Genomic DNA, 23,955 nt, shown 5'->3' on the forward strand with positions numbered 1-23,955 from the left:
TGTGCTTGATGATATCCCCTTAATATCCCTAATTATACAACACAAAAACCTTTCAGCATCAATCAAGAAAGCATAAAATATGAATCATTCTTCAAACAATCAACCTAAAGCCGATCTTCTTGTTGTTGATGATACCCCAGCTAATTTACGGTTTTTATCTCAAATGCTGGTAAATCAGGGATATAATGTTCGGAAAGCAATTAACGGTCAAATGGCATTAACGGCAGTCAAAACTATTTTACCCGATCTAATTTTACTTGATATTAATCTACCCGGAATGAATGGTTATCAAGTGTGTGAACAGCTTAAACAAGATGAACGAACTCGGAATATTCCGATTATTTTCTTAAGTGCTTTAGATGATATTTTAGATAAAGTCAAAGCCTTTCAAGCCGGAGGAGTAGACTACATTACCAAACCTTTTCAGTTTGAAGAAGTTTTAATTCGGATTCAAAATCAATTAACAATTCAACAGTTACAAAGTCAACTCAAACAACAAAATTCTCAATTACAATTAACGGTCAATGAATTAAAGTTAACTCAAGCTCAACTGATTCAAAAAGAAAAAATGGTGAGTTTAGGACAGCTTGTAGCTGGAATTGCTCATGAAATTAATAATCCCATTAGTTTTATTTCAGGAAATTTGGCTCCGGCTCAACAATATATTCAAGATTTATTAAATTTAATTAGTTTATATCAGAAAGAATATCCTCTACCCAGTCCATCTATTCAAGCTTTTTTGCAAGAATTAGAATTAGATTTTATTAGTAATGACCTGCAAAATATTCTGGGATCTATGGAGCGAGGAACAGAACGAATTCGCACCATTATTTTAGCATTAAGAATTTTTTCTCGTTTAGGAGAATCAGATATTAAACCTGTTGATTTACATCAAGGACTGGATAGTACCTTATTACTCTTACAATATCGGCTGAGATCCGAGGGACAACGCTCTGAAATTGAAATTATTAAATCCTACGATAATTTACCCCCTGTAACTTGTTATGCTAGTCAAATTAATCAGGTATTTTTAAATTTATTAACGAATTCAATTGATGCTTTAGAGTCAGGAATCGGATCAAAAATTTTACCAGGGATGTCACCGACAATTTGGATTATAACAGAAGCGACCCATCCGAATGAGATCAGAATTCGGATTAAAGATAATGGCGTAGGAATGTCAGAGGAAGTTAAATCTCAATTATTCAACCCATTTTTTACCACAAAACCTGTGGGTCATGGCATGGGATTAGGATTAACAACCTGCTATGAAATTATTGTCCAAAAACATCAGGGAAAACTGAGTTGTAACTCTGACGAAGGAGAAGGATGTGAATTTATTATTGATCTACCCACTCAAATGAACTCCTGATTTATTTAAACTATGATTTATTAATAAAATTGATGCAAATAATTAATAAAAGAGCGATATAATATAAAAAATCCCTAATTTTCCTGAGTGTTATCCCTATGGTGGCTCAAAAATCACAACCAACCCGAAACTGGCAACCCCTCATTCAACAATTTGAAACTATTGTTGGTAAAAAAGGTGTCATTCAACGCCGCGAAGAATTACTGGTTTATGAATGTGATGGACTGACTAGCTATCGCCAACGTCCGGCATTAGTTGTCCTTCCCCAAACTACAGAAGAAACAGCAGAAGTTGTAAAAATTTGCGATCGCAATTCTATTCCTTGGGTCGCTAGAGGTGCAGGAACAGGACTTTCAGGAGGTGCTTTACCTGTAGAAGATTGTGTGTTAATTGTCACGGCTTTAATGCGAAAAATCCTAAATATTGACTTAGAAAATCAACGGGTTGTGGTGCAACCGGGTGTGATTAATAACTGGGTGACACAAGCCGTGAGTGGTGCTGGATTTTATTATGCACCTGACCCTTCTAGTCAAATTATTTGTTCCATTGGGGGAAATGTTGCAGAAAATTCTGGGGGGGTTCATTGTTTAAAATATGGGGTAACAACTAACCATATTTTAAGTTTAAAAATTGTAACTCCTGATGGTTCTATTGTCGATCTAGGTGGCGATATTCCCGAAATGCCAGGATATGATTTAACCGGATTATTTGTCGGTTCAGAAGGAACATTAGGGGTGGCTACTGAAATCACTTTAAGAATTCTGAAAGCACCGGAATCAATTTGTGTTTTATTAGCCGATTTTATGAATTTAGAAGCGACTGGATCGGCGGTTTCTGATATTATTAGTTCGGGGATTATTCCTGGGGGAATGGAAATTATGGATAACCTCAGTATTAATGCCGTTGAGGACGTGGTAAAAATTGGCTTATATCCCCGTGATGCGGGAGCAATTTTACTCGTTGAACTGGATGGTTTACAAGTTGAAGTTGATAAGAATAAACAACGAGTTAGTGAAATTTGTAGAAAAAATGGAGCGAGAAATATTACTACCGCCAGTAACCCCGAAGATCGGTTAAAAATATGGAAAGGACGCAAAGCAGCTTTCGCAGCAGCAGGTCATGTCAGTCCTGATTATTATGTCCAAGATGGGGTGATTCCCCGGACTCAAATGGCCTATGTTTTGAAACAAATTGAAGCATTAGGAGAAAAATATGGGTATCGTATTGCTAACGTTTTTCATGCCGGAGATGGCAATTTACACCCTTTAATTTTATATGATAATTCCGTTGCAGGCGCGTTAGAAACCGTTGAAGAAATTGGCGGTGAAATTCTCAAGATTTGCGTTGAAGTGGGGGGAAGTTTATCGGGTGAACATGGCATTGGTGCCGATAAAAAATGTTATATGCCTCAAATGTTTAACGAAGTTGATTTAGAAACAATGCAATGGGTGAGAGCAGTTTTTAACCCCAAAGGTTTAGCAAATCCGGGTAAAATGTTGCCGACTCCGCGCACCTGTGGAGAGTCAGCAAAAGTGCAAAACGTTAAACAATTTGAGGGTGTAGAAGTATTTTAAACGGCGGTACTTCTCACCCCTTCAAATAAGGCGATCGCACTGAAAACCAGAAATAGACAACCCCCAATGGCTGTAATGGTGCGTTCTGATAATCTTCCAGCAATTAATTTTCCTCCTAATACCGCAATTGCCGCACAAATTGTATGTCCGACAATTCCGCCAATAATTACCCCAACCGGGTTATGAAATGTCGCTAAGGCGATCGTAGCAATTTGAGTGCGATCGCCCCATTCTGCTGCAAATGTTAACACAAAAGATTCTAATAAAGTCCCCCATTTGCTTTTGCGTTTAGGAAACTTATTTTCAGCTTTTTCTACTGCTTCTAACGCTTCTTCTTGTTCATCTTTACTTCCCAATTCAGGGGGCATTTTACTGGCATCATACAACAGCTTAAACCCAAATAAGGCAAATAAAATAATCTCGGCATAGTGAATATAAATTTGAGGTAAAAATGAAAAAACTCGCCCTACAATAACAGAAAGAACTGTCATGGTTGCTAATGCAGCCACTACCCCGATAAATACAATTTTTCTATCATATTTGGATGACAAAATAACCGCAATAAAAAAGGTTTTGTCTCCAAGCTCTGAAATCGTAATCAGTAAGAGAGCGGCAGTAAAAGCAGTAAGCATGACTTCAATATTATGAAACAGGATTAATGAAAGCAAACAATTAGACTTCTGTTTTCTACTTTACCATAAAATCTCGGTTTATTTAAGTATTTTTATCCGTTTAAATTGCTAATTTTATTCATAAATGAATCACAATAGTTTCATAATCAATTCATTTTTATTCAGCCACTGAAATATTAATAAAAATTTCTTAAAAACTTAATTCTTAACCGACCTCTCTTTAACGGTGGCTAGAAAAAGGGAAAAATCACGAGGTTTCTATCTAAAGTTAGAAAAAATTTTACTTTCTGTTAACTATCTGTCCCCTTGCTAAAATTTATGAAACAGGATCTTCCCCTTAGTCGTAAGATCAAAGCATGGATCTCAGACGTTGATTTGATTTGTTCCCATCTGCAACTTCACTTGATCCCGTACAAATTTCTATCCCCTTAAGAGCGTTAATCCTTATGGCATTTCCCCGTTCTAGCGGTATTCTGCTGCACCCCACATCTTTACCGAGTCCATTTGGCGTGGGAGACATTGGCCCCGTCGCCTATCAATTTGTTGATTTCTTAAAAAATAGTGCCCAGCAATTGTGGCAAGTGTTACCCCTTGGCCCCACCGGATTTGGCAATTCTCCTTATTTATCCTATTCTGCTTTTGCGGGAAACCCCTTATTAATTAGTTTAGAACTCTTAAAAGAGGATGAATTATTAACCGACGAAGACTTAATTAATCCTCCTAAATTTCCTAGTCATCTTGTTAATTTTGATCCGGTTAAAGCCTTTAAAGATCAACTCTTTCAAAAAGCTTGTAAAACCTTTAAAGAAAATGCGACATCTGACCAAGAACAGGAATTTAATCACTTTTGTTCTCGCAGCAACTATTGGTTAGATGATTATGCTATTTTTATGGCTCTCAAAGAAGCCTTAAATGGTGAAAGTTGGAATCAATGGGATGAAGAAATTGCTCGACGGAAACAGGAAGCTCTACACAAATGGGGAGAAAAATTAGCTGAACCCATTTATTATCATAAATTTCTCCAGTTTCAATTTTTTAAACAATGGGGAAAACTCAAACAGTATGCGAATGAACAAGGCATACAAATGTTTGGAGATTTAGCGATTTATGTCGCTCATGATAGTGCTGATGTTTGGTCACATCCTGAAATCTTTTCTTTAGATGGAGAAACCGGAGAAGCCTCATTAATGGCGGGTGTTCCCCCGGATTATTTTAGTGAAACGGGTCAATTGTGGGGAAATCCCGTTTACAATTGGGAACGTTTACAACAAGAAGGATTCCATTGGTGGATACAACGAGTTGAGTCTTTATTAGGCTATTTAGATTTAATTCGGATTGATCATTTTCGCGGTTTAGAATCCTATTGGGGGGTAGCTCAAGGAGAAACAACTGCGATTAATGGTCGCTGGATAGACGCCCCTGGAGATGCCTTTTTTAGCTTATTAAATCAGAAATTAGGCACATTACCGATTATTGCCGAAGACTTGGGAATTATCACCCCAGAAGTCGAAGAATTGCGCGATAAATATGGTTTTCCCGGCATGAAAATCCTACATTTTGCTTTTGATTCCGGGTCAGGTAATCCCTATTTACCCTATAATTATAGTTCGGCGAATTGGGTTGTTTATACCGGAACCCATGATAATGATACAACCCTGGGATGGTTTAACCGTCGTAGCTTACAGGAACAAGCTAGAGTTACCCGCTATTTAGGCTGTACCTCCGATTATGGCATTCATTGGGATTTAATTCGGTTAGCCATGTCCTGTGTCGCTAATCAAGCAATTTTCCCCCTTCAGGATATTTTAGGGTTAGGCAGTGAAGCTAAAATGAATATGCCAGGGGAAGCTGAAGGCAACTGGGCTTGGCGTTTTCAACCGGGAATGTTAACCGAAGAAATCGGAGAACGTCTCAAATTTTTTACTGAAACCTACGGTCGTCAACCGCGTCATTAGTAATCAGTCATCAGTCATCAGTTTTGAGTTTTTAGCTAATAACTACTAACTACTAAATATTAACTCTTACACTGATAACTGATACCTGATTTAACTTACGAGGGGGTTTGGGGGAGCGATAAGTCCCTCGCTGAATTTCACGCCTACAAAAAAAATAACCACCAAATCAGCGTGGGATACATGGACTCCCCCAAGTTAATTTTGTATGTCCCAATCCCGACAAAATTAACAACAATATGTTAAAGTATATCAAAGAGTTTTGAAAGCGACAATGTTTCTGGCATACAAATTCAGAATTTACCCAACAATTGAGCAGCAAATCGCCTTAGCCAAAAGCTTTGGTTGTTGCCGTTGGTATTGGAATTATGCCTTAAATTTATGTCAAGAAACTTATAAAGCAACAGGAAAAGGGTTATCAAGAACAGCAATTCAAGGATTGTTACCTCAACTGAAAAAGGAATATCCTTGGTTAAAAGATGCCTATTCTCAATGTTTACAAGTCGTCGCTCTCAATTTATGTACAGCTTACAAAAACTTCTTTGAGAAACGAGCAAGATTACCTCAATTCAAATCCAAACATAGCAGACAATCAATCAGTTATCCCCAGAGCGTTAAGCTGGAAGGAGATTATCTAAAATTACCCGGCAAAGTTGGGCTAATTTATTGTCGTCGCCATCGAGAATTTGAGGGGACAATTAAAACCGTTACTATCTCAAAGAATCGTGACGGGAAATACTACGCATCTGTGTTAGTTGATGACGGCAAGGAAATGCCTGAACCATCAACGAATGGAAAAGCGATTGGGATTGATTTAGGATTAACCCATTTTGCAATTACCAGTGATGGAGACAAATATAGCAACCCCAAACACTTTGCTAAACATCAACGCAACTTAAAACGAAAACAACAGAAATTATCTCGTAAACAAAAGGGAAGTAACAGGAGACAAAAATCTAGATTAAAAGTCGCTAAAGTCTACGCTAAAATATCTCGGTGTCGAGAAGATTTTCTACACAAACTATCCCGCAAGATAGTCAACGAAAACCAAGTGATTGCTGTAGAAGATCTAGCAGTTAAGAATCTGGTGAGAAACCCTAAATTAGCCAAGTCAATTAGTGATTGCGGTTGGGGAATGTTCGGCACAATGTTGAAATATAAAGCTGAAAAAGACGGGAAAACCTATATCGAAATTGATCGATTTTTCCCGTCTTCTAAAACTTGTCACGTCTGTCTAAATCAAGTTGGTAGTCTACCTCTTGATGTTAGAAACTGGAGTTGTGAACATTGTCAAACAACCCATGACCGTGATCTCAACGCTGCGATCAATATCAAAAATGAAGCCTTGCGGATACTGTCGTTGGGAACCAGCGATACTGCTAGTCTAAGGGGATGTCAGTCATCTGAACAAACTTCTGTTTCTTCAGATGCTATCCCCGTTGATGCTAGAAGCCCACACTTACTCGTAGAGAAGTGTGGGTAGTTCACGATTTAGATAAATCTTCAGCTTTGAAAACCGCTTCTTCTACCCGACCGGGTTCACCGAGGCGTTTAGCTTCTCCATTATTGACTGTAACTAGAACACCTCCGGCATTTCCAGCGACAACAACAACTTTATCCTTTGCTTTCCAACTGCGTTGTGTTCCTCCCTCTAAAGTTCCTTCAAATTCGGTTTTCCCATCGACTTCAATCAAGACCCAAGAAGCATCTTTAACAACAATTCCCACTTCTACCGTCTTTTCAGTCGTTGATTTGGCGGAGGGCTTCGTTTCCGAGGCTTTCTCAACCGTTGTTGTCATCGTTGACGTTGGGGTATCCAGGGGAGAAGACAATAAGCGACTTTCGGGTTGAGTTTGGGACTGAACTACCGCCTGACGGAGTTGAGGATTGACTTCCGAAGGTTTGGGTGTAGCCACCTGTTCACCCGATACACCCGCAAAATTAGTGGTTTTATTCAGATAAGAAACCCCATTAATGGCACAAATAATTAATAGGATATAAGTTAAGTAAAGATGAGTTGGTCTTAATTGAGGCAGGGCTAAGGAACTGAGTTTAGATTTAATTCCGGCTTGTGGAGGTTCAGGAAGGAAAAAGTTAGCGAGTTCTGCTCCATTTAAACCCAAAGCATCTGCATAACGACGGATTAACCCTTGAGTATAAACAGGTTCCGGTAGCTGTTCTGTCCTACCTTCTTCTAGTGCTTGTAATAAATGAGAACGAATTCGGGTGTAAGCCGATACCATATCTAAAGATAAGGAATGATTAATCCGAGTTTCTCGGAGTTGTTCTCCGATTTCTACTAAGCGCTGAATTCGTTCAGCATCATAGGAATTAAGCGTCTGGCGAGGATGTTTAGTCACTTTAAACGGTAAGACAAATAAATCAGTTTTCATAATCTTTTACTCCTTGCTTTCTACAGGGTTAACTGGCACACTAACCAATGGTGAGGAAACGGGATTTCGTAAAAACTCAATTTCAGATGTACTGAGAGAACGATACTGACCTTCAGACAATGCAGGCTGTCCGGGAGGTTGGAGTTGAATTGAGCCAATGGCTGTCCGGTGCAGTTCTACAACCGGATAACCCAATTGCTCGGCAACTCGGCGAATTTGCCGCTTTCTACCCTCGTATAAAATCACTTCTAATAATGCCTGATCGCCGGGAATTTGCTGGATACACCGGACTTGAGCCGGGAGGGTTTTTTTTCCTGCTAACATCACACCCTGACACCAAGCCTGTAATATTGAATCCGACGGATTTCCCTGCACCCAGACTTGATAAGTTTTAGGAATGAAATGACGAGGATGAGTTAAACGAAATGTTAATTCTCCATCGTTAGTCAGCAACAATGCTCCTGTAGAATCTACATCCAACCGTCCAACCGGATGAATGCCTTCACCCACCCGCAGTTTACGGGGAAGTAGATCCAAAACGGAAGGTCGTCCGTTCGGGTCTAAACAAGTAGATACAACACCTATAGGTTTATTGAGCAGTAAATAGATCGGCACAGGTCGTCTTGAGGGATGAATGAGTTTCCCATCTATCTCAATTTGATCACGGTTGGGATCGGCTTTTTGTCCCAAATGGGCGAGATTACCATTGACTCGCACCCGTCCTGCTTGGATCATTTCTTCCGCATGACGGCGCGAGGCAATGCCCCATTGAGCCATAATTTTTTGTAGCCTTTCATCCATGATTGGGGTGAACGTCGTATACTGCTCTAAATCTTTTAAAACCACGCTCAATTGTGCCACAAGTCTAAAGACTATGTACAAATATTACAGCAATCCGCAATTAATCCTACTATCAATCTGAACTCGGTGTGAAATAATGGGGATGAAAAATGGGAGTCGCTATGGCCTTGATTGAAATGCCGCGTAAACCTCTAGTTGGAACTCTGCTATCAACGGCAATTCAGCTTTGGTTGCGATCGCAAGTTGACAAAATCGATGATTTGCACTTTAGTATCGAGGGGACTAATCGTTCTTTACTATCAGGCCATATTCCTCAAGTCTCTGTCTCGGCTGAGAATGCCATTTATCAAGGGTTACATCTAACTCAGGTACAATTACAAGGCTCAGGTATTCGGTTTAATTTAGGTCAAGTTTTAAAAGGTCAACCCCTACATCTATTAGAACCTTTTTGGGTCACAGGGGATCTAAATTTTAATCAATCGGATCTGAATATGTCCCTACAGGCTCCGATATTAGCACAGGCATTAAACGAGTTTGTTTTGTCCCTGTTGAGATCCATGATGGAAAACCCATTAATGTCTTCCTCTGATCTCAAACCGGATCAAGATCAGTCTTGGATTAATTCAGTTCAACAGGTTCAAGATACCCAAATTACCCTAGAAACCGATCATTTAATTTTAACAGCCAAGCTGCTTTTCTCCAAGGGTGAATTATTGCCGTTTCAATTAAAAACAGGATTAGAACTTGCCAGTTCCCATGAACTGATGTTTGTCCAGCCTCAAGTTGAAATTCAAACTTTGAATACTGAATTTCAATTGAGTCATTATACCATTGATTTGGGATCAGATCTTAAAATTCAAGATTTAATTTTATCTGCTCAACTTCTTCAAATTAACGCTACGGTCAAAGTTAATCCCTAATTATTATGGTTGCAACGTTGAAACTAACGGCCAAGTTGTCACCACAAAAATAATTACTGCAATAATTGATAACACCAGTTCAATAATATTTCCTAAAATTGAACCAATAAAAACCCCAATACTCGCTTTGAAAGAGGGCTTAATTCGTTCACTGAATTTGAGATCCCGTTGATAGAGAAATTCCCCAATAAAAGCCCCTAAAATTGGCCCCAATAACAGCCCCAAAATTGGCCCTCCCAGGGGTAAAGCAGGTAACAGTCCGAATACTCCTAGCACTAATCCAATAATCGCCCCAAACTGCGCCCATTTACTCGCCCCGGACTGCTGAACGCCCCAATAGGTCGCTAAATATTCAATAATTGTACTTAAAATTAAAATAACAAATATCGCCACCATCGGCCAAACAATGCCCGTGAATTGGGTAGCAATTCCCCAAACTAAAATCGCTCCTAATATTAAACTGGTTCCGGGTAATAACGGCACAACTGTTCCAATTACCCCAATTACCATAACTGCAATAACAACCCAATAGAGAATCCAATAATTCATATCTTTTAACCTGATCAACGTTTAAAGGACATCAGCGAGAACCCACAATTTGAGTAAAGCGTTCTTGTCCTTCATCTAAATTAGCCGGAATTCCATTCGGATAAGTTTCAGTAATTATAGCCTGGAGCCGTTCAACCCGATTACCGGGGTTAGGATGGGTGCTGAGAAATTCTGGAGGGTTTCCCCCAGAACGAGCAGAGGCTAAGATCTGCATTAATTCGACTAATCCCTTGGGATTGTAACCCGCTTGGGTCATGAATTGAAATCCTAGGCGATCGCTTTCTAGCTCATCTTCGCGGCCATATCGCAGATTGACTAATTGATTCGCAGCCTGGGCTAAAATTGCGGCTTGTCGAGCATCCTGGGGGTTATCACTGGCTGAAATTCCCACCGCATTCACTAACGCCGATCCTAACTGTTGTCGCGCCAGATGTTCTGAACCATGTCGGGCAATTACATGGCCAACTTCATGTCCCAAAACCCCCGCCAGTTGTGCTTCTGAATTCAAACGATTAAATAGGGCTTGGGTAATAAATACCTGTCCCCCTGGTAACGCAAAAGCATTAATCGTTTTGGGATCACGCAACAGATGAAAATCAAAGGGATAGGACGCTTGGGCTGCATCCGATTGTTTTACTACCCGTAATCCCACTTCATCGACATAATTTTGTAACCTGGGATCGGGATATAAACCCCCATATTGATCCGCGAGTTGTCCTCTGGATTTGAGTCCTAAAACAACTTCTTGACGGGGAGAAAGACTAACTCGCTGCATTTCCCCGGTGATTGGGTTTTTTTCAACATTGGTACAATAACTGACCAACCCAAATAGAGCAAATAAAATTCCGATAAACAGACGCAATAAAAGTCTTTGCACGGAAGATATCTCAACACTTATCTAGGATTATAACATATTTTTTTTAAATTTGTCCTCTCTAACGACTGGGAATTTTAGAGATATTAGGATAATTTTTTATAAAAACTATATCAAAAGATAGATACTATAGCAGTCCTAAATAGGTTGTACTATTTTATCGTAGGGGTGGCGCCCCTCCCAACCCAGACATAAAGAGGGTTGGGAGGGACGCCACCCCTACAGAATTTTTTCACAAATCATTTAGGATTGCTATATATAAAGTTTGTTTAATAAATTTTAGCCCGCAGGGTGCGGGCAATTTCTGGTTTTTACATCAGTCCCAGAGGCAAAGATTCACTCAATGCCATTACCATCTCACGGGTAATGGGTAAACTATCAACCACCATTGCCGCACACAATAGCATCAAATAGAGAATGGAATATTTAAACAGCGATCGCGCTGTATTTCGTTCCGAGGGAGTTTGTAATAATAGCCAAGCTTTTTGTAAGAAAATCCCTCCTAAAATCAAGGCAATTATCGCATAAACAAAACCACTCGTATGTAACGGATAAACCAACAATAAGGTAGAAGGAATCAGAATTAAGCTATAAATCCAGATTTGTTTAGCAGTAGTTTCATCCCCTTCAATTACAGGTAACATTGGAACCCCGACTTCCTTATATTCATCTCGAATCATCATGGCTAATGCCCAAAAATGAGGCGGTGTCCAGAGAAAAATGATCGTAAATAATAGCCAAGCAGACCAACTTAAATCTCCGGTAACAGCAGCCCATCCCACTAACGGAGGAATCGCTCCAGCCGCGCCTCCAATGACAATATTTTGAACGCTATGGCGTTTTAACCAATGGGTATAGATCAGGACATAAAAAACAATTCCCGATAAAGCTAATAACGCCGTTAATAAGTTTGCAAAAACCGTCAGTAAGACAAATGAAGTAATCGCAAGAGCGATCGCAAAAATTAAAGCATCCAGGGGTTTAACACGACCCGATGGTAGCGGACGCCAGCGAGTCCGTTCCATAATGTAATCAATATCTCGGTCATACAAACAGTTAATCGTATTAGCAGAACCCGACGCTAAAGCCCCCCCCGTTAATGTTACCAATAACAATAAGGGATCAACCTCTCCTTTAGCCGCTAACCACATTCCCGCAGCCGTTGTAATTAACAACAATAGAATAATTCTAGGCTTGGTCAATTGATAATAACTTTGCACCACTTGTAAAACATTCTCATGGTGTCGGGAGACGTTGGTTTGAATCACTTCTTGCATGAAAAAATTCCTCACTGATTACTGATTACTAATTACGGATAACTGTCGATCTCGCAGTGCTAAAGTGCTAAAACAAACTAGAGTTCCGAGAAGTGTCGCTCCCATCGCTTGATGGGCAACGGTGAGGGGTTCGACTTGTAAACGCAAGTAAAACGTTGCCACCCCTAAAAGAATTTGAGCCACTAAACAAGCTCCTGCGATAGTTGCTAATTTTCTGAGTAAGGGATGCAAAGCAGAAGTTCGCCAAGCGAAAATAATTAGGGTTAATGTGACTAGAGTGGGAGGAACAACCCCAATAATATGGCTATTCATCACAGTACAGAGTTGAGAAGACCCAAAACATTGATGTAAAGCCCATTGAGAACCGACTAACGCTCCTAAAATACTTTGGAAGTAAACTAAAATTGCTGCGGTAATACTCATCCCAGTTAGCTTTCCCACATTGACCGTACCTTGATAGGGTAAGAGAAGACAACCGATAATCAGCAAGGTTGAGAAAAACAGTAAAGCAGTTCCTAAATGGGCGGTAACAATATCAAAACGTAACAGTTGTGTAACCGTGAGTCCCCCTAAAACGCCTTGAAACACGATTAAAGCTAAGGCGAAGAGGGAAGCCCAAGGGAGCCATTGGGGTAACTCCCGTCTGTACCACCCGGATAACCCCACAAGGACTATTGTACCGAATCCAATTCCAGCAGCATCAAGACGATGAAACCACTCCAAGAAGACTTGAACATTCATCTGGGCTGCGGGGATAAACTCCCCATAACATAACGGCCAGTCAGGACAAGCCAGTCCAGCATTCATGACTCGCGTAGCACTGCCAACGGCCATTAACAGTAACGTGGCAATACTCAGTTTCCAGACTAAACGCCGAATCATATTCTGGGCGAGAGATCCGATCTCTCCCGTCTGTGTGGTTGATAAACTGGCATCGTTAAGGACAGTATTGGCCATGAGTTCCACCCATTTAACTTGAGACTGCAATGATTAAAGCATGATGGTTGATTGTACTTATCTAAGTTAACGATGCAATCCCAAGATGAACAGACTTTTAGGAAGTTTTCTGATTTTGCGTTAATTGTTGACGGTCAACCGTCAACCCCCAATGCAATTCTAAAGAAAATCCAAAAGATAATTCAGTATCGATTCAGGGATTTGTGATTTGCTTTACGGTAGATGTAGGGTTTTAGCCAGAAAATAAACCCTGGTGTTCAGGTTTCTCAACCAGCTACTAAGATTAAACAAGCGTGTAAATAGACAGCATCTTCCTATCCGATCTCTGTGTTGGAAATGCTCAATAAGGAGGAATAGGCGTGATCATTCCAAGTTCAATTTTGACTTTGCTAGTAGGGATCGGGATTACTCTCGTCAGTCTCTGGTATGGTCAAAACCATAATTTATTACCGGTTGCAGCCTCCGCAGAAGCGGCTGAAGTCGATGGGTTATTTAACCTGATGATGACCATTAGCTTTGGGTTAGTGCTTCTAGTCGAAGGAGTGTTACTGGTATCTTTAATTAAATTTCGTCGCAAAAAAGATGACACAACCGATGCGACTCCCATTCACGGCAATATTCCCCTAGAAATTGTCTGGACAGCGATCCCGGCGGTTATCGTTTTGGGGATTGGTATTTATAGTTTTGAAATCTATAACAACATGGGCGGCCTTGATCCGATGGCTTCGGGTCAACATTCTATGCACGCCCACGGCAAAATGAATGGATCGGCGATCGCAGCCCCATTAATCGACGGCCAGCAGCCCCCAGAATTTACCCAAATCGCCTTGGGGATCGGCGCATCTCCCGCTCAAGAAGGGAAAATCGCCGCCGTTAATGTGGATGTGACTGGGTTACAGTTTGCCTGGATTTTTAACTACAAAGAGACAGGTATTACCGCCGGAGAACTTCATGTCCCCGTTGGTCAAGAAGTGCAATTAAACATGACCGCCCAAGATGTAATCCATGCCTTTTGGATTCCGCAATTGCGCTTAAAGCAAGATACGATTCCCGGTCGGATCACAGAATTGCGATTTACACCCACTAAGCTGGGAACCTATCCCGTTGTCTGTGCCGAGTTGTGTGGTGGCTATCATGGGGCAATGCGATCGCAAATGATTGTCGATACCCCAGAAGATTATGCGGCTTGGGTGGCTGAAAATGCCGTTGCCAGCGCAACCAACCTACAACAAGCCGTTGCCATCAATCCCGCAGAATTACCCGATGGTGAATTTCTAGCACCCTATGTCAACGAAAATCAGTTATCAGTCAACAGTGAACAGTTATCAGTGATGAGACAGTTGACTGTTGCTTTGAGTCAACAAAATCTTGATTTTGTTTCTAACACTGATAACTGATAACTGATAACTGATAACTGATAACTGATAACTGATAAAATGGCACAAGCACAACTGGATCTCACCGCTAATGTTCCTAAACCTGATCATGAGCAGGAACGACGTTGGCAAGATTATTTTGGTTTTAGTCACGATCACAAAGTCATCGGGATTCAATATCTGGTGACGGCCTTTTTCTTTTATTTAGTCGGGGGTGCTTTAGCAACGGCCGTTCGTACCGAACTAGCAACCCCCGATCCTGATTTTGTCAGTCCTGAACTCTACAACAGCTTATTTACGGTACACGGAACTGTAATGATCTTTCTGTGGATCGTTCCGGCGGGTGCGGGATTAGCCAACTATTTGATCCCCTTAATGATTGGGGCCAGAGACATGGCGTTTCCCCGGTTGAATGCCGTTGCCTTTTGGTTAATTCCTCCCGGTGGGACGCTGTTATTAGGGAGTTTCTTATTTGAAGCGCCTAAAGCGGGTTGGACATCCTATCCGCCTCTGAGTATATTGTCGGGCCAAGTTGGAGAAGAAATTTGGATTCTCAGCGTTTTATTGTTGGGAACTTCTTCGATTTTGGGGGGATTAAACTTCGCGGTGACGATTTTCAAAATGCGAATTCCTACAATGGGGCTCAACGATATGCCTCTATTGTGTTGGGCAATGATCGCCACGTCTGCGTTAATTCTGCTGTCTACTCCGGTACTCGCTGCGGCGTTAATTCTGCTGTCTTTTGATTTACTCGCGGGAACCAGTTTCTTTAACCCCACTGGGGGCGGTGATCCCGTTGTTTATCAACACTTATTCTGGTTTTATTCCCATCCAGCCGTCTACATCATGGTTTTACCCTTTTTTGGGGTAATTTCCGATGTTCTGCCGGTTCATGCTCGGAAACCGATTTTTGGATATCAAGCGATCGCCTATTCCAGTTTAGCCATTAGTTTTTTAGGCTTAATTGTCTGGGCACACCATATGTTTACCAGTGGAACTCCGGGTTGGTTACGGATGTTTTTTATGATCACGACGATGATCATTGCTGTCCCCACTGGAATCAAGGTTTTTGGCTGGTTAGCAACGATTTGGGGCGGTAAACTGCGTCTGAATAGCGCCATGCTATTTGCGATGGGGTTTATTTCTACCTTCGTGATGGGCGGTGTCACCGGAATTATGGTGGCGTCGGTTCCCTTTGATATTCACGTTCACGATACCTATTTCATCGTGGCGCACTTCCACTATGTTCTGTTTGGGGGTGCAGTGTTTGGCGTGTTTTCCGCGATTTATCATTGGTTCCCAAAAATGACGGGACGGATGATGAACGAACCCTGGGGAATTGTTCACTTTGTTCTGACGTTCGTGGGTACGAATATGACCTTTATGCCCATGCACGCTTTAGGATTACAAGGAATGCCTCGTCGGGTGGCCATGTATGACCCCCAATTCACCACGTTAAATCAGGTCTGTACCGTAGGCAGTTATATTCTGGCCGTTTCGACTATCCCCTTCTTAATTAATGCGGCTTGGAGTTGGTTCAAAGGGCCTAAAGCTCCTGATAATCCTTGGGAAGCTTTAACCTTAGAATGGATGACGTCTTCTCCTCCGCCAATTGAAAACTTCCTCGTTACTCCCGTTCTCAAAACTGGGCCCTATGACTACGGAAGTCGCAAAACCCTAGCCATTCGTCAACGGTTAAAACAAATGGCCGGAAGCCGCCCCAAAGAAGTCGGTGTTCCTATGTCTGAAGCCAAATCTTCTACAGTATTTACAGACGACCGTTCAACAACGGTTGTTGAACCCGAAAAAGACATTAATGATCCTAGTCATTAAATAACATCGAGAACTCGGAATTAATTTCTTCCCTGTTCCCTGTTCCCTGTTCCCTGTTCCCTTTTATTAACTCAATTCATGCAAGGTTCAGCAATTAACGAGTCTCAAACCGTTCTTGGATATGAACAAGAGGCTACCGCCTCTGGACATGAACATCAAGAACACCCCGATCTGCGAATGTTGGGCGTGGTTGTCTTCCTGATTGCAGAGAGTATGATCTTTTTAGGCTTATTCTCTGCCTATCTGATTTATCGAGCCATGTCACCCGTTTGGCCCCCGGAAGGGACTGAACGAGAATTATTACTTCCGGCGATTAATACCGTAGTTCTGATTTCGAGTAGTTTTGTCATGAATCAAGGGACAATTGCTATTAAGAAAAATGATACTGCGGGTTTGCGGAATTGGTTTATTGCAACGGCGATTATGGGGTTAACCTTCTTAAGCGGTCAAGCTTATGAATATAGTCAGTTAGCCTTTGGATTAACGACTAATTTATACGCCAGTTCTTTCTATGTGTTAACGGGGTTTCACGGGTTGCACGTCACCTTTGGAATCTTGTTAATTTTAGCGGTGTTGTGGCGGGGACGCAAAGCCACTCACTACAGCAAAGAATCCCATTTTGGCCCGGAAGCGGCGGAATTATATTGGCACTTTGTTGATGTGGTTTGGATTATTCTGTTTATTTTGTTGTATTTGTTGTAAATCTTCATCAAATCAATATTATCCTCAAACCCCCTACGGGGTTTTTTTATTGGCAATTTGGGGTAGAGATGAATATGATTAAGATTAATTCCCTGAAACCTTTGAAACAGAAAAGGATAATCTGGATATTGTGAAATCAGTTATCAGTTATCAGTTAAGAAAAAGGTGAACTTTGTGGATCATTGTTATATTCTCAGAGTTCTGACAATTACTCTAAAACTAACTAAAGAGGCATCATTGATGAATAACTATCGTTTAGAACAAGCTAAAAACAGAAAACAAGTGTTTGATAATTTTCTGCAAATTGAGCGTAAAGTCGGAGCTAATTCTGAGAAACTTGCCTTTTTAGATCGAGGAATTGAACAGTCTCCCTATCAAAATAAGATTCCTGATTATCCTCAATATTTAACCCGCAGACCGTTACAATATAGTTCCTATCCCGTTTTAGGGAAAATTCCTTATATTGATCAACAAGGTTTAGATTTTCTCCATCCTCAAATTGAGGAAGCTTGTATTAGTCTAGGGAAATTTGAAGCCGGAGAACTCAAGACTATTTGGTTAGGGAGAAATCCGCTTAAAACCGCCCAATTTTGGAGTTCTACTAAAATTATTCCGGTTCTTCATACTTTAAGTAAAATTGATCAACTCTTTCCTGAAGGAGATATTAAAAATTTAGACTTAAAAGATCCTGAAAATGCAACCGTTAAGTTTCCTCTGGATTTAGCAATTCAAGATATTGTCAACTATCAAGAAAAGCTGGCTAGTTCTAATGCCTTAGCCACCCTTTTTAAACGATTTGAAACTCGATCTAATTTAGAAATTTGGTTTCAAAAATTGACAGGAAATTCAACCTTGAAATTCCAAGGAGATTATGGAGAAGTTTCTGCAATTCAGAATCCAATCATTTTTGATCGGGTTACTCAAAATACCCTAATGAAAGCCGTTACAGACAGTCCTAAAGGTGACAATTTTGTCTCAGCTTATGATCTGACTCGTTTGATTTCTTTGATAGGATGGCACGCTTATCTACCATCAGGATGTCAGTTGCCAAACCTTCAGCAAAAAACGTTAAATAGTTTAATTTTAGCGATGGGTCAAGATACGGCTCGTTATGTAGATGTTGCGTTAGAAACCTTGGGAATTGAAGAAGTGATTACGGCTCCAGTTATTCTTTCTAAAATGGGTTATGGAGATAGTGAAATTCGGCAAACTGTAGAAGCTTGTTATATGGCATTTGTACAGTTTATTGACCCTTTACCCAAAGCTAACGGAAAATCGGCTCAATTCCGAACTTTAGCACTCACTTTAAGAGGTGTAATTCCAGTGAAAAATATGGGAGATGTTACTCAAGAAGCATTGGAATTAGATGCTAGAATGGCGGCAGAAGTCACGGAAATCATTCGTCGTGTTGTTACAGACGAATTAGATCAACTCTAGCTACAATAGGAAAATATCTAGTCGGAAAAAGAGAGAGGACAGCTAGGGGATGCCATTGTCTTCTCTGTCAAGTTAGAATGGGAATATTAAGAAAACTGCAAAAGCAACAAACTAAGATCGCAGTTTTGGGTGCATTCCGGTTCCTGAATTGAAGAATCAATCACTGTACTCAGTAAGTGGGTATCCATCAACTTAAAAGAATCAACGATTCTAGGGTGTAAAAGTTTACAGGTACACCCGAAGCACCGTTGAGGCAGAGTTTTACCTACTGATTTAGAGCCTCTAGTACAGTCATTATTATTAGGAGGAGGAATACACCCAAATTTTATGAAAGAAATACAACAAACTAATCAAGATTCTTTAAAAACTTTAAATCGAATTTTTGCAAGATTTAATGGTGATTTTTCCCTGATTTTAGCTCATTCTAATTATAGAATTGTTCGAGAAAAAATAATTCAGCAATTACAACAAAAATACCCTAGTGCAATTAAAATTGTTACTCTGGATACCAAGGTAACTAATATTTATAATGCCTTGGTTGAAGCGGTTGAAGCCGAACAAAATCCACCGCAAGCTTTAATTGTATCTGGTTTAGAGTCAAACGAACAACTGGATACTTTGATTAAGATTATGAACCAAATGCGGGAGGAATTTCGCCGGAAATTCCACTGTCCTTTGGTGCTGTGGGTGACGGATTCTCTGTTACACGCTTTAATTCGGTTAGCTCCTGATTTTTATAGTTGGTCAACAGCGATTATTTTTGAAATTACGACAGAAGATTTACTGCAATTTATTCAACAAACAGCCGATCAAGTTTCTGCTACCGTGTTAGATAGTGGTGCGGGTATTTTTTTAACGAATTCTTGCTTAAATTTAGAGTTAGGTTCTCCCTTAAGAGAAGAATTAGAAGTAGCTCGTCAAGAATTACAGAAACGAGGAGAACTATTAGGAACTGAACTAGGTGCGGGTTTAGAATTTGTATTGGGTCGAGTTTCTGATCATTCTAACCATATTGCGTTACAACATTATGAACGTAGCTTAGAACTTTGGCAACAAACAAATAATTTAATTCGCTATAGTCAATTATTATTTTATGTCGGATTTTGGTGGCACAGTTATGGAATTTTACATCCCACTGAAAAGCCATCTGCTTATCATCAGGCTAAAAGTTATTATACTCAATCCATTCAAACCTTTAAACGAGCAAACCGTTGGGATTTAGTGGCTAAGTTTATTAATGCGTTGGCGGATGTTTTGTTTGGACTAAAAGAATGGCAAGAATTGGAAAAAGTGGCGAAGGAATCGATTCATTATAATCAAATTTATGCTTATCCTTTTCGAGAAGCGCGGGGATATCATTTTTTAGCTGAAGTTGCTTTAGCAAAAGCTTCCCCCTATGAAGCAAAAACTTTAGCAGAAAAGGCTCAAAATTTATTAACTAAAACCTTATCAAATTATCATCCCCAAACCTCTGATGAACAGTTAATTTTAGATTGGGAGACTTCCTATCATCAGGGATGGTATTTGGTGACTCTGGCTCAAGCACATCAACAACTACACCAATATCAAGAGGCGATTAAAATTCTAGAAAAAGCGAAAGCTCGCTCCAAACCACATTATGACCCAGAACTTTATATTCGGATTTTACAACTTTTACAGGATTTATATTTCCAAAAAGGCGAATATTTAATGGCTTATGAAATTAAGCAAAAACGTCGAGAAATTGAGCAACAATTTAGATTAAGAGCCTTTATCGGAGCCGGACGACTCGGACATATTCAAAGCATTAATAATCCTAGTTTACCTCCAATTAACCATACTGAAACCATTAATCCTGAAATTACCGCGTCTGGTCGTTTATCGGTTGTCAATTGGTTGGGTGAACGCATTAGACGCAATGATTGTCGGTTAACGGTGGTTTATGGACAATCAGGAGTCGGTAAAAGTTCGATTTTGCAAGCTGGTTTTATTCCAGAGTTACAAAAAACTGCCATTGATACTCGTCACTTTATCCCGGTATTACTTCAAGTTTATACGAACTTGAATCAGGAGTTTTCTCGTGCTTTAGCTAAAGGAATTAGAGAGGTTAGCAATATTGAATTAAACTCTTCTGAACTGAATAATCAAGAAGTGATTTTAGAACAAATTAGAACCTTAGTTAATCAAAATTTCTGGGTTGTGATTATTTTTGATCAGTTTGAGGAATTTTTCTTTGCTTGTAAAGAGAATCAACAACGACAAAACTGTTATCAATTTATTAAAGATTGTTTAAATATTCCCTATGTTAAAATTGTTTTATCTTTGCGAGAGGATTATTTACATTATTTATTAGAATGTACTCGTCAAGGTTATTTAGAGATTATTGGGAATAATATTTTAGATCGCAATATTTTGGCTTATATTGGGAATTTTACACGGGAAGAAGCCAAGTCTGTGATTCAGAGTTTAACGGAAAGGACGCAATTTGTTCTTGAACCTGCTCTAATTCATCAATTAGTTGAAGATTTAGCAGAAGATTTAGGAGAAATTCGACCGATAGAATTACAAGTTGTGGGTTCTCAGTTACAAGCTCAAAAAATTACCACGTTAAAACAATATCAACAAGCGGGACAAAAAAAACAGTTAGTTGAAGACTATTTAGATGAAGTGATTCGAGATTGTGGTTTAAGCAATAAAAATTTGGCGGAATTAGTGCTTTATTTACTAACGGATGAAAATAATACTCGTCCCTTAAAAACTCGTGCTGATTTAGTTCGAGAAATTAAAGAATTAGCAAACTATTTTGAAAATATTAATGAAAATTTAGATACTGTTCTGAAGATTTTTGTCCTTTCTGGTTTAGTTTTTATTTTACCAGAAATTCCGATGGAACGGTATCAACTGGTACATGATTATTTAGTCGGTTTAATTCGTCAAAATCGTAGTTCTGACCTGCTAAAAGAGTTAGAAGAAACTCGAAAAAAAAGTCAACAACTAGAATTAGACAAACAAAAACTTTTGCGACAACAATTTTTGAGCTTGATTGCATTTTTATTATTTTTAATAATTTCGTCTTCTTCTTTTCTGTTTTGGCGAATTAATGATTTAAAAACCAAAAAATCAGAGTTGATTTTGGCTCATGAAAATACTAAATATACGGCTCTGGTCAATGAAAATAATCAGCTTGATGCTTTATTAACACTTATCATTGCGGGTAAACTTTTAAAACCTGATAGTTATAAATCTTCTATTTACCAAGAAACTTTGAGTAAATTAGGTATCGCCACTCAAATCATTCAAGAACAAAATATTTTAGATGGACATGAAAAAAATAGTGTTTTAAGTGTGGCTGTCAGTCCTGATAATCAACTGATTGCTTCTGCGAGTGATGATAAAACCATTAAATTATGGACTCGTGAGGGTAAAGTTATTAAAACTTTAGAAGGACATCAGGATTCTGTTTGGTTTGTCACCTTTAGTCCGAATAGTCAACTTATCGCCTCTGCAAGTAAGGATAAGAAAATAAAACTTTGGACAAAAGATGGAACAATTATCAGAACATTGGAAGGACATAAAGATGAAGTCAAATGGGTTAGTTTTAGTCCTGATGGACAACAAATTGCTTCCGCAAGTAAAGATAAAACGGTTAAAATTTGGAGCTTAGATGGTCGATTAATTCAAACTTTAAACGGACATCAAAAAACAGTTCTTAGTGTTGTTTTTAGTCCCGATGGTCAACAAATTGCTTCATCGAGTGAAGATGGGATTATTAATCTCTGGACTCGTCAAGGGAAGCTGATTAAAACAATTAAGGCTCATTCCCAACCAATTTGGAGTATTAGTTTTAGTCCTGATAGTCAAATAATTGCATCAGCTAGTGATGATAAGACGGTTAAATTATGGAATCGTGAAGGTGAATTAATTAGAACTTTAGAGGGACATCAACAGGCTGTTAATACTGTTGATTTTAGCCGAGATGGTCATTTAATTGCAACGGGAAGTACAGATACAACCATTAAAATCTGGACAAAAGAAGGTTCATTAATTTCTACACTGCAAGGACATAAAGATATTATTAATCAAGTTAGTTTTTCTAAGCAGGAAGAAAGGTTAGTTTCTGCCAGTAAAGACGGGATTGTGAGAATCTGGAGTTTACAAGCATTACCTAAAATGATTGAACTGAAAGACTATAAAATCTACAGTAGTAGTTTTTCTCGTCAAGATAATAATTGGGTTGCTTCTCCGGGACGAGATTTACGCATCAAAGATGATAAAAAAGATGATGTCGTTGTATTATGGACTTTAAATGGAACAGTCCAAAAAACTTTCCAAGGTCATCGTGATACTGTTAATAACGTCGGTTTTAGTCCTGATGGAAAAATGATTGCATCAGCGAGTGATGACCGAACAGTCAAAATCTGGAATTTAGAAGGTAAAGAAATTAAATCTATTGTTCATCCATCTGCTGTTTGGAGTGTGGTTTATAGTCCGAATGGTCAGTTAATTGCAACAGCAAGTAATGACAATAAAATTAGAATTTGGAATATTAATGGAACTTTAAAGCGAACATTTGATGAGCATAAAGACCAAATTAATGATTTGAGTTTTAGTCCCGATGGTAACATTTTAGTTTCAGCAAGTAATGATAAAACTGTGAAATTATGGGATGTGAATCAGGGGAGTCAAATTTCACAGTTAAGAGGTGCTCAAATTCGGTTTGGTTCAATGAATTTTAGTCCCGATGGTCAATTGATTGCAGCCACTAAAGATGGAGAATCTATTTCCATTTGGAAAAAGGAGGGTTTAAAGTGGAAACCTATTGAAACTTCAGTCGTTTTAGGAAAACATGGGAAAGGAATTTATGAAGTTAATTTTAGCCCTAATAGTAAAATTTTGGCTTCTGCTAGTGCAGATGGTACAATTAAGCTTTGGGATGTTAATGGAAGTTTAATTACGACTTTAAAGCCAAGTTTAGAACCTATTTTATCCGTTAATTTTAGCCCGGATGGGAAAAGCTTAGTCGGAATTCAAAAAACAGATCCGAATCAAGTTAGTCGAATTAGTATTTGGAATATTGATACAAATCAGGTGAATCAAAACCCTAATATCTTACTAGAAAAAGCTTGTAATCAGCTTCATGATTATTTAGAAACTGGCTCTAATTCTAGTGATAGAAATCCAGAAATTTGTGAGGCGTTTAATACTTCTCGCTAAAATAGCAAGTAGAGACGTTGTATACAACGTCTCTACAAAAGGGTTTATTTAATCTGGATTGAATATAAAAAGGTGCGTGCGCGATGCTTACGCACCCTACAATTAGTGATTAA

General features: G+C 39.3%; 17 protein-coding genes. 10 read left to right on the top strand and 7 right to left on the bottom strand.

Annotation, left to right across the window (positions count from 1 at the left end):
• The first annotated feature begins 79 nt into the window (after nucleotides 1-79).
• Complete coding sequence (locus PL8927_RS17930; RefSeq protein ID WP_083624284.1) at nucleotides 80-1,372, top strand: sensor histidine kinase; 1,293 nt, start codon at nucleotides 80-82, stop codon at nucleotides 1,370-1,372.
• Nucleotides 1,373-1,470: 98 nt separating this feature from the next.
• Nucleotides 1,471-2,946: a glycolate oxidase subunit GlcD gene (gene glcD, locus PL8927_RS17935; protein ID WP_083624286.1), complete on the top strand. Its 1,476-nt coding sequence runs from the start codon at nucleotides 1,471-1,473 to the stop codon at nucleotides 2,944-2,946.
• Here glcD and PL8927_RS17940 read toward each other — a convergent pair.
• Entirely contained in the window at nucleotides 2,943-3,578 is a 636-nt protein-coding gene (locus PL8927_RS17940) for a TMEM165/GDT1 family protein (protein WP_083624288.1), read from the bottom strand. The genes glcD and PL8927_RS17940 overlap by 4 nt on opposite strands.
• Before the next feature lie 446 nt (nucleotides 3,579-4,024).
• On the opposite strand from PL8927_RS17940, the gene malQ reads away from it, so the two are divergent.
• Together malQ and PL8927_RS17950 are read left to right on the top strand one after the other, a co-directional pair.
• Nucleotides 4,025-5,533, top strand: a complete 1,509-nt coding sequence (malQ, locus tag PL8927_RS17945; protein ID WP_083624291.1) for a 4-alpha-glucanotransferase — start codon at nucleotides 4,025-4,027, stop codon at nucleotides 5,531-5,533.
• Nucleotides 5,534-5,804: 271 nt separating this feature from the next.
• Complete coding sequence (locus PL8927_RS17950) at nucleotides 5,805-7,013, top strand: RNA-guided endonuclease InsQ/TnpB family protein (protein WP_083624294.1); 1,209 nt, start codon at nucleotides 5,805-5,807, stop codon at nucleotides 7,011-7,013.
• A gap of 1 nt (nucleotide 7,014) precedes the next feature.
• Here the strand turns inward: PL8927_RS17950 and PL8927_RS17955 are convergent, their stop codons facing one another.
• Entirely contained in the window at nucleotides 7,015-7,923 is a 909-nt protein-coding gene (locus tag PL8927_RS17955) for a helix-turn-helix domain-containing protein (RefSeq protein ID WP_083624297.1), read from the bottom strand.
• Nucleotides 7,924-7,929: 6 nt separating this feature from the next.
• A complete protein-coding gene (locus tag PL8927_RS17960; protein WP_083624300.1) occupies nucleotides 7,930-8,724 on the bottom strand; it encodes a pseudouridine synthase in 795 nt (264 codons plus the stop codon).
• Nucleotides 8,725-8,873: 149 nt separating this feature from the next.
• On the opposite strand from PL8927_RS17960, the gene PL8927_RS17965 reads away from it, so the two are divergent.
• Complete coding sequence (locus PL8927_RS17965; RefSeq protein WP_083624303.1) at nucleotides 8,874-9,644, top strand: LmeA family phospholipid-binding protein; 771 nt, start codon at nucleotides 8,874-8,876, stop codon at nucleotides 9,642-9,644.
• 3 nt (nucleotides 9,645-9,647) lie between these two features.
• Here the strand turns inward: PL8927_RS17965 and PL8927_RS17970 are convergent, their stop codons facing one another.
• The 4 genes from PL8927_RS17970 to PL8927_RS17985 form a co-directional block, all read right to left on the bottom strand.
• Nucleotides 9,648-10,193: a DUF456 domain-containing protein gene (locus tag PL8927_RS17970; RefSeq protein ID WP_083624306.1), complete on the bottom strand. Its 546-nt coding sequence runs from the start codon at nucleotides 10,191-10,193 to the stop codon at nucleotides 9,648-9,650.
• Nucleotides 10,194-10,224: 31 nt separating this feature from the next.
• A complete protein-coding gene (locus PL8927_RS17975; RefSeq protein WP_083624308.1) occupies nucleotides 10,225-11,070 on the bottom strand; it encodes a M48 family metallopeptidase in 846 nt (281 codons plus the stop codon).
• 308 nt (nucleotides 11,071-11,378) lie between these two features.
• Nucleotides 11,379-12,344, bottom strand: a complete 966-nt coding sequence (locus PL8927_RS17980) for a heme o synthase (RefSeq protein ID WP_083624311.1) — start codon at nucleotides 12,342-12,344, stop codon at nucleotides 11,379-11,381.
• Between the two features lie 18 nt (nucleotides 12,345-12,362).
• Complete coding sequence (locus PL8927_RS17985) at nucleotides 12,363-13,301, bottom strand: COX15/CtaA family protein (RefSeq protein ID WP_083624314.1); 939 nt, start codon at nucleotides 13,299-13,301, stop codon at nucleotides 12,363-12,365.
• 359 nt (nucleotides 13,302-13,660) lie between these two features.
• Between PL8927_RS17985 and PL8927_RS17990 the strand changes: the two genes are divergently transcribed.
• From PL8927_RS17990 to PL8927_RS18010, 5 genes are all read left to right on the top strand, one after another.
• Nucleotides 13,661-14,698, top strand: coding sequence for a cytochrome c oxidase subunit II (locus PL8927_RS17990; protein WP_083624316.1), 1,038 nt, complete (start codon nucleotides 13,661-13,663; stop codon nucleotides 14,696-14,698).
• A gap of 39 nt (nucleotides 14,699-14,737) precedes the next feature.
• Nucleotides 14,738-16,510, top strand: a complete 1,773-nt coding sequence (gene ctaD / locus PL8927_RS17995) for a cytochrome c oxidase subunit I (protein WP_083624319.1) — start codon at nucleotides 14,738-14,740, stop codon at nucleotides 16,508-16,510.
• Between the two features lie 78 nt (nucleotides 16,511-16,588).
• Nucleotides 16,589-17,212 carry a cytochrome c oxidase subunit 3 gene (locus tag PL8927_RS18000; protein ID WP_083624321.1) on the top strand — a complete coding sequence of 208 codons (624 nt, stop codon included), beginning with the start codon at nucleotides 16,589-16,591 and terminating at the stop codon, nucleotides 17,210-17,212.
• Nucleotides 17,213-17,452: 240 nt separating this feature from the next.
• Nucleotides 17,453-18,649, top strand: coding sequence for a hypothetical protein (locus PL8927_RS18005; protein ID WP_083624324.1), 1,197 nt, complete (start codon nucleotides 17,453-17,455; stop codon nucleotides 18,647-18,649).
• 327 nt (nucleotides 18,650-18,976) lie between these two features.
• Nucleotides 18,977-23,842 carry a WD40 domain-containing protein gene (locus PL8927_RS18010; protein WP_083624327.1) on the top strand — a complete coding sequence of 1,622 codons (4,866 nt, stop codon included), beginning with the start codon at nucleotides 18,977-18,979 and terminating at the stop codon, nucleotides 23,840-23,842.
• Nucleotides 23,843-23,955 lie beyond the last annotated feature (113 nt).

Source organism: Planktothrix serta PCC 8927 (genome assembly GCF_900010725.2).
Classification (GTDB): domain Bacteria; phylum Cyanobacteriota; class Cyanobacteriia; order Cyanobacteriales; family Microcoleaceae; genus Planktothrix; species Planktothrix serta.